This is a genomic window from Gemella sp. GL1 (assembly GCF_013415365.1).
GTDB lineage: Bacteria > Bacillota > Bacilli > Staphylococcales > Gemellaceae > Gemelliphila.
In genome coordinates this window covers 195,592-208,622 of sequence record NZ_JACBYB010000021.1, presented here as the reverse complement: position 1 = coordinate 208,622, position 13,031 = coordinate 195,592, and the positions used below count along the sequence as shown (strand labels likewise).

At 32.0% G+C, this 13,031-nt stretch carries 14 protein-coding genes; all 14 read left to right on the top strand.

The features are described 5' to 3' along the window. Window positions 1-83: 83 nt before the first annotated feature. The 14 genes from HZY82_RS06100 to HZY82_RS06035 all read left to right on the top strand — a co-directional run bounded on the left by HZY82_RS06100 (window position 84) and on the right by HZY82_RS06035 (window position 12,985). Window positions 84-2,021 carry an N-acetylmuramoyl-L-alanine amidase gene (locus HZY82_RS06100; protein WP_179939031.1) on the top strand — a complete coding sequence of 646 codons (1,938 nt, stop codon included), beginning with the start codon at window positions 84-86 and terminating at the stop codon, window positions 2,019-2,021. 51 nt (window positions 2,022-2,072) lie between these two features. Further along, window positions 2,073-2,846 carry an SDR family NAD(P)-dependent oxidoreductase gene (locus tag HZY82_RS06095; protein ID WP_135156313.1) on the top strand — a complete coding sequence of 258 codons (774 nt, stop codon included), beginning with the start codon at window positions 2,073-2,075 and terminating at the stop codon, window positions 2,844-2,846. A 288-nt stretch (window positions 2,847-3,134) separates the two neighbouring features. Further along, entirely contained in the window at window positions 3,135-4,178 is a 1,044-nt protein-coding gene (locus HZY82_RS06090) for an LLM class flavin-dependent oxidoreductase (RefSeq protein ID WP_179939029.1), read from the top strand. Between the two features lie 131 nt (window positions 4,179-4,309). Continuing rightward, on the top strand, window positions 4,310-5,473 hold the full coding sequence (locus tag HZY82_RS06085) for a multidrug effflux MFS transporter (RefSeq protein WP_135156315.1): 1,164 nt from the start codon (window positions 4,310-4,312) through the stop codon (window positions 5,471-5,473). A gap of 84 nt (window positions 5,474-5,557) precedes the next feature. Next, window positions 5,558-6,205 carry an O-methyltransferase gene (locus HZY82_RS06080; RefSeq protein ID WP_135156316.1) on the top strand — a complete coding sequence of 216 codons (648 nt, stop codon included), beginning with the start codon at window positions 5,558-5,560 and terminating at the stop codon, window positions 6,203-6,205. Between the two features lie 21 nt (window positions 6,206-6,226). Then, window positions 6,227-6,847 (top strand): uridine kinase, encoded by a 621-nt coding sequence (gene udk / locus HZY82_RS06075; RefSeq protein WP_167753225.1) that lies wholly within the window; start codon window positions 6,227-6,229, stop codon window positions 6,845-6,847. Window positions 6,848-6,896: 49 nt separating this feature from the next. Further along, window positions 6,897-7,382, top strand: coding sequence for a transcription elongation factor GreA (greA, locus tag HZY82_RS06070; RefSeq protein ID WP_135156318.1), 486 nt, complete (start codon window positions 6,897-6,899; stop codon window positions 7,380-7,382). Between the two features lies 1 nt (window position 7,383). Continuing rightward, window positions 7,384-8,079: a 5'-methylthioadenosine/adenosylhomocysteine nucleosidase gene (locus tag HZY82_RS06065; protein ID WP_135156319.1), complete on the top strand. Its 696-nt coding sequence runs from the start codon at window positions 7,384-7,386 to the stop codon at window positions 8,077-8,079. A 283-nt stretch (window positions 8,080-8,362) separates the two neighbouring features. Further along, window positions 8,363-9,799: a PTS sugar transporter subunit IIC gene (locus HZY82_RS06060; protein WP_135156320.1), complete on the top strand. Its 1,437-nt coding sequence runs from the start codon at window positions 8,363-8,365 to the stop codon at window positions 9,797-9,799. 53 nt (window positions 9,800-9,852) lie between these two features. Further along, a complete protein-coding gene (locus tag HZY82_RS06055; RefSeq protein ID WP_135156321.1) occupies window positions 9,853-10,131 on the top strand; it encodes a PTS sugar transporter subunit IIB in 279 nt (92 codons plus the stop codon). Window positions 10,132-10,210: 79 nt separating this feature from the next. Next, window positions 10,211-10,696: a PTS sugar transporter subunit IIA gene (locus HZY82_RS06050; RefSeq protein ID WP_135156322.1), complete on the top strand. Its 486-nt coding sequence runs from the start codon at window positions 10,211-10,213 to the stop codon at window positions 10,694-10,696. 36 nt (window positions 10,697-10,732) lie between these two features. Continuing rightward, window positions 10,733-11,398, top strand: a complete 666-nt coding sequence (locus HZY82_RS06045; protein ID WP_135156323.1) for a 3-keto-L-gulonate-6-phosphate decarboxylase UlaD — start codon at window positions 10,733-10,735, stop codon at window positions 11,396-11,398. 5 nt (window positions 11,399-11,403) lie between these two features. Next, window positions 11,404-12,267 (top strand): L-ribulose-5-phosphate 3-epimerase, encoded by an 864-nt coding sequence (locus HZY82_RS06040; RefSeq protein ID WP_135156324.1) that lies wholly within the window; start codon window positions 11,404-11,406, stop codon window positions 12,265-12,267. A gap of 1 nt (window position 12,268) precedes the next feature. After that, on the top strand, window positions 12,269-12,985 hold the full coding sequence (locus HZY82_RS06035) for an L-ribulose-5-phosphate 4-epimerase (RefSeq protein ID WP_135156325.1): 717 nt from the start codon (window positions 12,269-12,271) through the stop codon (window positions 12,983-12,985). Window positions 12,986-13,031 lie beyond the last annotated feature (46 nt).

Here is a 13,031-nt window from a genome sequence, read left to right as displayed (position 1 = left end):
AAAATGAAATATATAATACTTACATAACGTGATATAATAGGTAAGAATTATAATTATCAAAGTTTTAAGTAAGGGAGCAAATAATGAATAAAAAATTATTAATGTCATTGGCAATTTTTTCTAGTACATTTGTTGTTAATACACTAACAGAGGAAAATGATGCACAAGCGAGTAATAAAGCAGCTAAATATACATTAAAAAATTCTGCAGCTACATATACAAATTCAATTAATGCAGCAGCTGGGGTAAATGCAGTTAAAAAAACATACTCTGCTGGAAATTATTATATATATAAAACTGCAAGTAATGGAATGATAAATGTTTCAACACAACAAGGAAAGCCAGGTGCTTGGATTAATCCAAATGCTGGAAAAGCAAAAACACAAGTAACATCATCTAAGGAAGTAAGTACAGCAACAGCTAAAGCAAATTCATCGACAGCTGTAAAAGCGAAAGCCACTACACAAGCAGTGTCAGCAAAAGCAGTAAGTACAGTAACTCCTAAAGCAAATACAGCAACAGCTGTAAAAGGAAAAACTACTACACAAGCAGTGCCGGCAAAAGCAGTAAGTACAATAACTCCTAAAGCAAATACAGCAACGGCTGTAAAAGAGAAAACTACCACACAAGCAGTGCCAGCAAAAACAGTAAGTACAGCTACGCCTAAATCAAAAAATTTAACAACTAATAAAGCTAATACATATGTATTAAATTCAAGTGCAAAAACATATGTAACTTCTGCTAATGCAGCAGCACAGGTAAATTCTAAGAGTAGCTATGCAGCAGGGAATTACTATATATACCGTACAGCGAGTAACGGAATGTTAAATATTTCTAGAACTCAAGGTAAGGTAGGAGCATGGATTAATCCTCTTGATAATAAGTTAAATTTTGGAAAATTAGAAAAAAAAGTTCAGGTAAAACCTGTCCAAACATCTACTAAATTAGCAACAGAAAAAACTACAACTGCTCAGAAAACAACAGCAGCTAGTAAAATTAAAGAAACAACTCAAGAAAAATATATATTAACAACAAATGTTAAAACATATACAAACGCAGCTAATGCAGCTTCAGGGAAAAATTCAAAAAATACATATGGTCAAGGAACTTACTATGTATTCCGTTCATATAATGGAATGTTAAATATTTCAAAAAATAAAGGAAAAGTAGGAGCATGGATTAATCCTGCTGAAAATAAAGTAGAAGCGACTAAAGCATCAGCAAATAAAATTACTACAACAAATAAAAAAGAAACGGTTAAAGCATCAGCAAATAAAAAAGAAGTTGCTAAGGCATCAACAAATAAAACTACTACAGTAAATAAAAAAGAAGACATAAAAACTACTAAGTCAGCTAAGACAGTAGCTAGCACAATTAAGTTACAAGATAAAGGTTCTAATGAAGGAGTAAGAAACAACTATGGTAAATATAGTAAAGTAATTTACTTAGATGCAGGACACGGTGGTTCAGATCCAGGAGCTGTATATAACAAACTTAAAGAAAAAGATTTAACTCTGTCAATGTATAATAAATTATCTGCTCAACTAAAAAAAGAAGGTTATACGATTATGGAAACGAGAAAAGGAGATACTCGTACAGCCTTAACTGAAATTTCAGAAAAAGCTAATAAAACAAATGCAGATTTATTTATAAGTCTTCACTTTAATGCGGCAACTAATTCTTCGGTAAAAGGTATAGAAACTTATTGGTATAAAGATTATGAAGAATATCCGTCAAAAATTAATCAAGATAATCACATAAATCCTGATCGTTTAAGAAGATCTCAAATTTTAGCTAGTGGAATTCATACTAACTTAGTCAAGAATACAGGAGCAGAAGATCGTGGTGTAAGACGTGATACATATTCAGTTTTAAGAGAAACAGCTATTCCATCAGTATTATTAGAATTAGGATACATATCTAATAAAGATGAAGCTAATAAGGTATCTAAATCAGCTTATCAAGATAAATTAGTGGATGGGATTGTTAAAGGAATTAATAATTACTATCAAAAAGCATAAGAAAGACCCGAAAGGGTCTTTTATATTTATATATGGAGGTTAAAAGTCAGTATGACGAGAGTTTTAATAACGGGTGCTAGTTCTGGAATAGGAAAGCAATTAGCTAATGAATATGCAAAAGATAAAAATAATTTATTTTTAGTAGCAAGAAATGAAGAAGCCTTACTAGATTTAAAAAGAGAGCTTGAGGATAAATATACTATTCAAGTGGAAATTTTATCTAAAGATTTAAGTGAAGAGGAAGCTGCAAAAGAAGTCTATGAGTATGCTTTAAAAAATAATCTCCAAGTATCATCTTTAGTAAATAATGCTGGATTTGGAGATTATGGCCCATTTATCAATAGTAATTTAGATAAGCAAGTAAATATGATAAATCTTAATGTAAACACATTAACTAAGTTTACTCACCTATTTTTAAAAGATATGAAAAAGAAAAATTATGGTAATATAATAAATCTTGCTTCAGTGGCATCTTTTATGCCGGGGCCACAAATGTCAGTTTATTATGCTACAAAAGCCTACGTCCTATCTTTAACAGAAGCCCTTTCTGAAGAACTAAAAGGAACAAATATTTATATAACTGCAGTTTGTCCGGGACCGACAAAAACAGATTTTGAGACTAATGCAAGTGTATCTTTTTCTAGTGTGAGAATGCAATCAGTTGCAGAAATGGTGGCTTACAGCTATGGGGAAATTTCTAAAAGAAAAAAAGTTATAATTATTCCAGGCCTGAATAATAGAATTTATATAAGATTTTTGAAACTTTTACCTAAATCTGTAATAAGAAAAATAGTAAACCAAGTACAAAGTAAATTTAGAAGATAAAAAAATAATAGATATTGCATCTCTATTAAATTAAGAATATAGTTATACTGCTAAGAGATATAGTAAATATATAGAGTTTTTATCAAGATGATGTTAATACAGGGTAAGTAATATTAGAATAAGATATTTATAAAAATTATTTTCCAACTCGTATATATGTTAAAAGTTTTAGTAAAAATTAATTTTATAAAATTGTTACAGTTTTTTCTAAGCAAAAGTTATATTATTTTACTTTAGTTGACTATATGTATATTATTGCAATATATATTTAAAAATAAGAGGTGAAAAATGAAATATTCAGTTTTAAATTTAGTTCCTTTAAGAGAGAATCAATCTTATAAAGATGCTATTGATGATATGATAGAATTAGCGAAAAAAGTTGAGAAATTAGGCTATGAGAGATATTGGATAGCAGAACATCATAATAATAAATTTATTGCATCAAGTGCGACGCAGTTATTAATTCAAAAAACATTAGATAATACTAAAAAAATAAGAGTAGGTTCAGGTGGAGTGATGTTACCTAATCATAGCCCTTATTTAGTTGCAGAGCAATATGGAACATTAGAAATATTACATCCTGGTAGAGTAGATTTAGGTTTAGGGAGGGCTCCTGGAACAGATTTAAAAACAGCGACAGCAATCAGAAAAAAAGCTAATCTTCATCCTAATTTTGAGAAAGACTTAGAAGAATTACTCTCATATTTTGAAGGGACAGCAGAAGTTCATGCTTATCCTGGAGAAGGGGTAGAAATACCTATTTATATTCTAGGATCAAGTGTAGAGAGTGCTTATCTAGCATCTAAGTTGGGATTAGCGTATGCTTTTGCAGCTCATTTTTCGCCAGCATCAATGTTAGAGGCATCTTACATCTATAGAAATAATTTTAAAGCATCAAAATACTTGGATAAGCCTTACTTTATTTTATGCTATAACATAATTTTAGCTGATACAGTAAAGGAAGCTAAAAGGCTTGCCACTACACAAATCCAATCATTTTTGAATCTTGTAACTTCAAGACCAAAAGGATTACAAAAACCTGTAAATTCTGAAGAAGAAGTATGGCAAACTTATATAGCAGCGGAGAAAGTTCCTCATTTTGGCCCTATTGCTTTCACTAATGAAAACTTTATATACAGAGAAAAAGAAATTGTTAGGAGTATGACAGCTGGATCTATAATAGGAACTAAGGATACAGCCCTTATAAAACTAAGGGAATTGAAAGAAGACTTACAGTTTGATGAATTAATGGTAAATTCAATGATATATGATAAAGATGCGCAAGAATATTCTTATAAATTATTTTCAGAGATAGCAAGCAAAGTAGAATAAGATAGTTATGATAGTATATTTCGGAGAAAATTTTTAAAAATATCCCCTTGAAAATATTATAAATAATATTGGAATCATAGTTTCAGTATGTTATAATTATTTTTATTGAATTTTTTAGAAGGGAGATATTAGTGGAAAATAGAAAAAATAGTAAACTATTTCTAGTTTTGTTTTTAGGAACCTTGTCAGCCTTTGGACCATTCGTAACGGACTTGTATCTACCAGCACTACCCTATATGACAGAATATTTTGGAACTTCAGCTTCAATGGTGCAATTAACATTGACAACATCTATGATGGGGATGGCTTTAGGGCAGTTAGTAGTAGGTCCAATAAGTGATAAATTCGGAAGAAGGGAACCATTATTAATAAGTTTGATAATTTATTTATTGAGTACAATATTTATGTTAGCAGCAGCTAATATTTATACAATGATTTTTTTAAGATTAATTCAAGGATTATCATCGGCAGGAGCGGTAGTAATTTCTAGGGCAGTAGCCAACGATCTTTATGAGGGAGAAGATTTACGGGAATTCTTTGGTTTACTCATGGCAGTAAATGGCTTAGCTCCTATTATTTCACCAGTTTTTGGAGCAGTTTTATTACAATTTGTAAATTGGAAAGGAGTATTTGTTACATTAGCCTTAATAGGAATAATTTTATTATTAGTACTTCAAAAATTTCAAGAAAGTTTATCAGAGAGTAAGAGAGTGCAGGGTTCATTGCTTGAAGTATATTCAAATATATTTTTAGTTCTAAAAAATAAATTATTTATGTCTTTAGTATTTATTAATTCTTTTGCATTCGCAGCTATGTTTGGATATATTTCAGCATCTCCATTTATTTTTCAAACAGGATATGGAGTATCAAGCTTTGTCTACTCACTATTTTTTGCAGCAAATGGCTTTGCTATAATGCTTGGGGCTAGATTATCTTCATATTTATCAAATAAAAAAGCTATATTTACAGCTTTATTATCTTTAGTAGTATCAAGTTTATTTATAGCTATAACACTTTACTTTAAGGTAAGTGTGTTTATAGTAGAAATTTTCTTCTTTACTTTGATGATATCTATGGGGATAATGTTCGCATCAAACTCAGCCTTAGCAATGTCTAAAGAAAGAAGATATTCTGGAACAGCCTCAGCAATCTTAGGATTTTTTCCAGCCTTATTTGCTGCTATAGTTTCTCCTTTAGTAGGGATAGGAGATGTATTCATAGCAACTGGTATTACTTTAGTAATAGCATCAGTAATTTCTATGTTAATATTCCAAAAAATCAAATCAAAAATATAATAGAAATACAGCAGAGACTTGCTGTATTTTTTTCTTTTGTGATATAATTATAAGGATATAAATTTTAAATTTAGAGGAGAAGTTATGGTTGCTATAGAATCTAAAGATAGTCTTTATGTAGAAAATCTTTTGCCTGAAAGTGAAGATTTTTTTAAAGGATTAGAAGCCTATGCTCTAGAAAATAAGGTGCCGATTATTGATAAAATTGCTATTGCATATCTTATTCAATTATTTAAAATAAAAAAGGCTAAAAATATTTTAGAAATCGGTACAGCAATAGCTTATTCTTCGATAAGATTATGTGAGGAAGTAGGAGCAAAGGTCACTACTATCGAACGTAATGAACTTATGCAAGAACAAGCAGAGAAAAATATTAATTTAAGGGGACTTGAAGATAGGATAACTATGGTTAAAGGAGATGCACTTGTTTTACATGATGAAGTTGTCAAACAGGCACCTTATGACGTAGTATTTATTGATGGTGCTAAGAGTCAAAGTAGAAAATTTTTTGAACTTTATGAACCCTATTTTGCTGATGACGTACTTATTATTACAGATAATGTACTATTCAAAGGAATGGTCTCTGATCCTAGCATAATTCAAAAGTCAAAAGATTTAAGACAACTTGCAAGAAAGATAGATAAATATAATCAATGGATAATGAATCATCCGAATTACTCAACGAGCATTATGCCTTTTGGTGATGGTATTGCAATGACGATAAGAAAATAGTTTTAGAGAGGATGAATTAAAATGAAAAAGCCTTTAGTTATAGGAATAGTTGGTGGAAGTGGAAGTGGGAAAACAACTGTTACAAAGAGAGTTATTGAAGAATTAAGCCAAGATAAGGTGGTACTTATTGAGCAAGATTATTATTATAAAAATCAAGATCATTTGACTATGGAAGAAAGAGTTAAGACTAACTATGATCATCCAGATGCTTTTGATAATGACTTATTAGCTCAACATTTACAAGAGCTTATTCAAGGAAGAGAAGTAGATATGCCTATCTATGATTATGTAAATCATACTAGATCTAGTGAAACAAAGCATCAAGAGTCCAAAGAAGTAATTATACTTGAAGGATTATTTGGTTTATATTCAAAAACATTAAGAGAACAATTAGATATTAAAATATTTGTTGATACACCGAGTGACATAAGAATTTTAAGAAGGTTATTACGTGATATGAAAGAGCGTGGTCGTAGTGTTGAGTCGGTAATAAGTCAATATTTAACATCGGTAAGACCAATGCATGAGCAATATATTCAACCAACTCGTCAATATGCGGATATTGTAATACCAGATGGTGGATATAACGATATTGCAGTAGATATACTGCTGACAAAAATTAAGTCAATACTAGAAAAATAATTAAAAAAAGTTTATAATTATAAAGATTAAAGAGAAAGAGGATAAAATAATGGCAGAAGAGAAAATTGAATTTCAAATGACCCAAGAGGGTTATGATAAGTTAGTAGCAGAATTAGATTATTTAAAAACAGTAAGACGTCCAGAAATCGTAGAAGAAATTAAAGTTGCACGTTCTTTTGGAGATTTATCTGAGAATGCTGAGTATCATGCAGCTAAAGATGCACAAGGAGAAATAGAGCAAAAGATTTTAGAGCTAGAGCAACAAATTCGTTTTGCGAAAATTGTTACTATTGAAGCTGGATCAAATGTTATTCGTCTAGGTCACACAGTTACATTCGTAGAATTACCACATGGAGAGGAAGAGAGTTATAAAATTGTAGGGGTTGCAGAAGCAAACCCACTAGAAGCAAAAATTTCTAATGAATCACCAATTGGACAAGCATTACTTGGTAAAAAAATAGGAGATATAGTAAAAATTTCTCTTCCAACAGGACCAGAAGCGTCTATGGATATTAAGGTTGTTAAGGTTAAATAGTATGATAGCACTAATAGGAGCAATGCCTGAAGAAGTAGCTATTATAAAATCTCAAATTAAGGATTTGAGGATAGAAAAGAAAGCACATGTAGATTTTTATCTAGGGAGATATCTAGATAAAGAAATAGTCTTAATGCTTTGTAAGCCAGGTAAAGTTAATGCAGCTATTGCAACATCTTTATTATTAGACAATTACAAAGTAGATTTTGTTATAAATATTGGTTCTTGTGGAGCTTTAGTTAAAGATTTAGAAGTAGGAGATTTAATTGTAGCTACGCAGGTTGTACATTTTGATGTGGATGCAAGGCACTTTGGTTATGAGTTAGGTCAAGTGCCACAAATGCCAGCCAAATATCTAAGTGATGAAGATTTAGTTCAGACTATACTGGTAAATACAAAAGATTTCGATTTAGGTGAGTATAGTATTCATTTGGGCTTATTAGGAACATCAGATTCATTTATTTCAGATAAAGAATTAAAAAAAGATATTTTAGAAAAATTTCCAGCTTTGCTTGCTGTAGATATGGAAGCAGCAGCTATTGCTCAAACATGTTATAATTTTGGTATTAGGTTTATAATTTGTCGTTCTGTGAGTGACAAAGCTGAAGAAGGAAGTAGAATTACATTTGATGAGTTTTTAGGAATTGCAGCTCAAAATTCATCAAAAATTACAAGTGAATTAATCAAGAGAATATAGCATAAACCATCGTTAATACGGTGGTTTTTTATAAATTTACCGCATATAGGATACAGTAATAGTATGTCAGAAATATTATAGACATATATTTAATAGGTATTGAGATGTTTAAAATGGAGTTAATTTGCTAGTATAGTTTGCAGATAAAGCCGTCTATTATTTATTTAGTAAGGCATGTATCCAATTTTGAACAGATGATTGGGTGTTCTTTGGTCTTTTTTTATCATTTGAAACCCTATACAATAGAAGTGTAAAGAAAATTAAATAAAAAGGAGTAGATGATATGGAAATATTAATTACTATATTAAATTGGTTTTCTCAAAATATTTTGCAGAAACCAGCATTCTTCGTAGGTCTATTAGTATTAATAGGGTATGCTTTACTGAAGAAATCTGCACACGAAGTGTTTGCAGGATTCATTAAAGCAACAGTAGGATACCTTATCTTGGATGTAGGGGCCGGGGGACTAGTAAGAACTTTCCGTCCAGTACTTGCAGCATTAGATAAAAGATTTGGTTTGAATGCCGCAGTTATTGATCCATATTTTGGATTAACAGCAGCCAACCAAAAACTTACTGAGATGGGATTCATTGAAGTTGCTACGACAGCATTATTAATTGGATTTGGTGTAAATATTCTTTTAGTGGCACTTCGTAAAATTACAAAAGTTCGTACACTGTTCATTACGGGTCATATCATGGTTCAACAAGCGGCGACAGTTTCGGTTTTCGTTCTATTATTAATACCGGCATTACAAGGAAGCACAGCAGCATTATACGTTGGTCTTATCTGTGGTCTTTACTGGGCAGTAAGTTCTAACTTAACAGTAGAAGCAACACAAAGATTAACTGGTGGTGGTGGTTTTGCTATCGGACATCAGCAACAATTTGCTTTATGGTTTGTAGATAAGGTGGCACCATTTTTCGGTAAAAAAGAAGATAATTTAGATAACTTAAAATTACCAAGATTTTTAAATATCTTCCATGATACAGTTGTTGCATCTGCAACACTTATGATTGTTTTCTTCGGAGCAATTTTAACGGTTTTAGGACCTGAAATTATGGCGGATAAAGCTGTAATTACAACTGGAGATGTATATAACCCAGCTAAACAAGCTTTCTTTATGTACATATTACAAACATCTCTAACATTCTCAGTGTACTTATTTATTTTGATGCAAGGTGTACGTATGTTCGTAGCCGAGTTAACAAATGCCTTCCAAGGTATTTCATCAAAATTATTACCGGGTTCGTTCCCAGCGGTAGATGTTGCCGCATCTTATGGATTTGGTTCATCAAACGCAGTTCTTTCAGGATTTGCATTCGGTTTAATAGGTCAACTTATTACAATAGGATTATTAGTAATTTTCAAAAACCCGATATTAATAATTACAGGGTTCGTACCAGTATTCTTCGATAATGCAGCAATAGCGGTGTATGCTGACAAACGAGGAGGATGGAGAGCAGCGGTAGTGCTATCATTCATCTCTGGTATTCTCCAAGTAGCTCTTGGAGCATTAGCAGTATCTCTACTTGGATTAGTAGGTGGTTACCATGGAAACATCGACTTTGTTCTACCTTGGTTACCATTCGGATATGTATTCGAGAATTTAGGAATTTTAGGATACGTTCTAGTATGTCTATTCTTCTTAATCTTACCTCAACTTCAATATGCAAGAGCTAAGGATAAAGAAAAATACTACCGCGGTGAAACACAATAATATTAAGTCAATAAAATAATATAAAAATAAAATAATTTTTGGAGGAAAATAAAATGGTAAAAGTATTAACAGCATGTGGAAATGGAATGGGATCATCAATGGTTATCAAGATGAAAGTTGAAAATGCACTTAGACAATTAGGTGTAACTGATTTTCAATCAGCATCTTGTTCAGTAGGAGAAGCTAAGTCATTAGCATCAGGATACGATATTGTTGTAGCATCAAACCACTTAATCAAGGAATTAGAAGGTCGTACTACTGGTAAATTAGTAGGATTAGAAAACTTAATGGATGATGCAGAAATTAAAGCAAAATTACAAGAAGTACTATAATATATTACAGTAATGAACAATAAAAGGGTTGGGTCAAGGCCCAGCCCTTAATTTTATATAAAATTAAGGAGACAGCAAAATGAATTTAACTAGAGCATTTAAGGAAAACGATTCAATTAGATTAGGACTGCATGCAGAAACATGGCAAGAGGCAGTAGAATTATCGGTACAACCACTTATTGATAGCGGGGCTGTAACTAGAGAATATTATGAAGCAATTTTAGAATCTACTGAAGAATATGGTCCATATTATATTTTAATGCCAGGAATGGCTATGCCACATGCTAAAGCAGGTGTAGGTGTAAATAGAGATTCATTCTCATTAATAACATTAGATGAACCAGTTGCTTTTTCTGATGGTAAGGAAGTTTCAGTACTTGTAACTTTAGCAGCAACTTCAGCGGATATTCATACATCAGTAGCAATCCCTCAAATAGTAGCATTATTTGAATTAGAGAATTCAATAGCAAGATTAGTTGAGTGTAAAACTCCGGAAGAGGTTTTAGCAATGGTAGAAGAATCTAAAAATAGCCCATACTTAGCAGGATTAGATTTAGAAGGATAGTTAGAAATTTAATTTATTAATAAGGAGAACAATAAAATGACAAAGAGAATTCCAAATTTACAAGTAGCATTAGATCACTCAGATTTGAAAGGAGCTATTAAAGCGGCAGTTTCAGTAGGACATGAAGTAGATATTATTGAAGCTGGAACAGTGTGTTTACTACAAGTAGGGTCTGAATTAGTAGAAGTATTACGTAACTTGTTCCCAGATAAAATTATTGTAGCGGATACAAAATGTGCTGATGCAGGTGGGACAATCGCTAAAAATAATGCAGTAAGAGGAGCTGACTGGATGACATGTATCTGTTCGGCAACTATTCCAACAATGGAAGCAGCATTGAAAGCAATTAAAGAAGTTAATGGAGAAAAAGGTGAAATTCAAATAGAATTATATGGTGATTGGACTTATGAACAAGCACAATTATGGCTAGATGCAGGAATTTCTCAAGCAATTTATCACCAATCAAGAGATGCTCTATTAGCTGGGGAAACATGGGGAGAAAGAGATCTTAACAAGGTTAAGAAACTTATTGAAATGGGATTCCGTGTATCAGTAACTGGAGGACTGGATGTATCAACTCTAAAATTATTTGAAGGAGTAGATGTTTACACATTTATTGCAGGTCGTGGAATTACAGAAGCAGAAAATCCAGCGGCTGCAGCACGTGAATTCAAAGATGAAATTCGTAGAATTTGGGGGTAGTTAATATGACTCGTCCAATAGGTATATATGAAAAAGCAACACCTAAGCACTATACTTGGTTAGAAAGATTAAATTTTGCCAAAGAATTAGGATTTGATTTTGTTGAAATGTCAGTAGATGAATCGGATGCAAGATTAGCTAGATTAGAATGGACTAAGGAAGAGAGATTAGATATAGTAAAGGCTATTTATGAAACAGGAGTAAGAATACCTAGTATATGCTTTTCAGGGCACAGAAGGTATCCTTTAGGGTCGAATGATCCAGAAATTGAAAAAAAATCATTAGACCTTATGAAAAAATGTATAGAATTAGCACAAGACTTAGGTGTTAGAACTATTCAGTTGGCAGGATATGATGTTTACTATGAAGAAAAATCACCTCAAACAAGGGAAAGATTTGTTAAAAATTTAAGAAAAGCATGTGATTGGGCAGAAGAAGCTCAGGTAATGCTTGCTATCGAGATAATGGATGATCCATTCATCAATTCAATTGAAAAGTATCTAGCAATAGAAAAAGAAGTAGATTCTCCTTATCTATTTGTATATCCTGATACAGGAAATCTATCAGCTTGGCATAATGACTTATGGAGTGAATTCTATATTGGTCATAGATCAATAGCAGCCTTACATTTGAAAGATACTTATGCAGTAACTGAAACTTCAAAAGGACAATTTAGGGATGTTCCTTTTGGAGAAGGCTGTGTAGATTGGGAGCATGTTTTTGATGTTGTTAAGAAATCAAATTATAGAGGGCCATTCCTAATAGAGATGTGGTCAGAAAATTGTAGCTCTGTTGAAGAAACTAAAGAGGAGATTAAGAAAGCACAAGACTTTCTATATCCATTAATTGAGAAAGCGGGGTTAAGATAATATGTCGAAATCATTAGAAGAGATTAGAAAAAGAGTTTGTGAAGCAAACAAATCATTACCAGAACATGGCTTGGTTAAATTTACATGGGGAAATGTTTCAGAAGTTGATAGAGAAGCAGGGGTAATTGTTATTAAACCATCAGGAGTTGATTATGATAAATTGACTCCAGAAAATATGGTGGTAACAGATTTAGACGGAAATGTGATTGAAGGAGATTTAAATCCATCTTCAGACTTACCAACACATGTAGAATTATACAAAGCTTGGCCAGAAGTGGGTGCTGTAGTTCATACACATTCGACAGAGGCTGTTGCTTGGGCACAAGCAGGGAGAGATATTCCTTTCTATGGAACAACACACGCTGATTACTTCTATGGAACTATTCCATGTGCTAGATCTTTAACAGAAGGCGAAGTAAATTCAGCATATGAAATAGAAACAGGAAAAGTAATCGTGGAAGAGTTTGCAAAAAGAGGAATAGAACCACTAGCTGTACCAGGAATTGTAGTGAGAAATCATGGTCCATTTACTTGGGGGAAAGATCCAGAGCAAGCAGTTTATCATAGTGTAGTTTTAGAAGAAGTATCTAAGATGAACAGGTTTACTGAACAAATTAATCCAAGAGTGGAGAGTGCACCAAAATATATAATGGATAAACATTATTTAAGAAAGCATGGTCCAAATGCTTATTATGGTCAAAAAGGTGACAAACATTAAAAAAATTGTAATAAAAGATGCAAAACTAAATTTTTAGTTTTGCATC

Bases quoted from the DNA above. Each gene is read 5' to 3' on its own strand.
- HZY82_RS06100 (WP_179939031.1), top strand. From the start codon at position 84: ATGAATAAAAAATTATTAATGTCATTGGCAATTTTTTCTAGTACATTT.
- HZY82_RS06095 (WP_135156313.1), top strand. From the start codon at position 2,073: ATGACGAGAGTTTTAATAACGGGTGCTAGTTCTGGAATAGGAAAGCAA.
- HZY82_RS06090 (WP_179939029.1), top strand. From the start codon at position 3,135: ATGAAATATTCAGTTTTAAATTTAGTTCCTTTAAGAGAGAATCAATCT.
- HZY82_RS06080 (WP_135156316.1), top strand. From the start codon at position 5,558: ATGGTTGCTATAGAATCTAAAGATAGTCTTTATGTAGAAAATCTTTTG.
- udk (WP_167753225.1), top strand. From the start codon at position 6,227: ATGAAAAAGCCTTTAGTTATAGGAATAGTTGGTGGAAGTGGAAGTGGG.
- greA (WP_135156318.1), top strand. From the start codon at position 6,897: ATGGCAGAAGAGAAAATTGAATTTCAAATGACCCAAGAGGGTTATGAT.
- HZY82_RS06065 (WP_135156319.1), top strand. From the start codon at position 7,384: ATGATAGCACTAATAGGAGCAATGCCTGAAGAAGTAGCTATTATAAAA.
- HZY82_RS06060 (WP_135156320.1), top strand. From the start codon at position 8,363: ATGGAAATATTAATTACTATATTAAATTGGTTTTCTCAAAATATTTTG.
- HZY82_RS06055 (WP_135156321.1), top strand. From the start codon at position 9,853: ATGGTAAAAGTATTAACAGCATGTGGAAATGGAATGGGATCATCAATG.
- HZY82_RS06050 (WP_135156322.1), top strand. From the start codon at position 10,211: ATGAATTTAACTAGAGCATTTAAGGAAAACGATTCAATTAGATTAGGA.
- HZY82_RS06045 (WP_135156323.1), top strand. From the start codon at position 10,733: ATGACAAAGAGAATTCCAAATTTACAAGTAGCATTAGATCACTCAGAT.
- HZY82_RS06040 (WP_135156324.1), top strand. From the start codon at position 11,404: ATGACTCGTCCAATAGGTATATATGAAAAAGCAACACCTAAGCACTAT.
- HZY82_RS06035 (WP_135156325.1), top strand. From the start codon at position 12,269: ATGTCGAAATCATTAGAAGAGATTAGAAAAAGAGTTTGTGAAGCAAAC.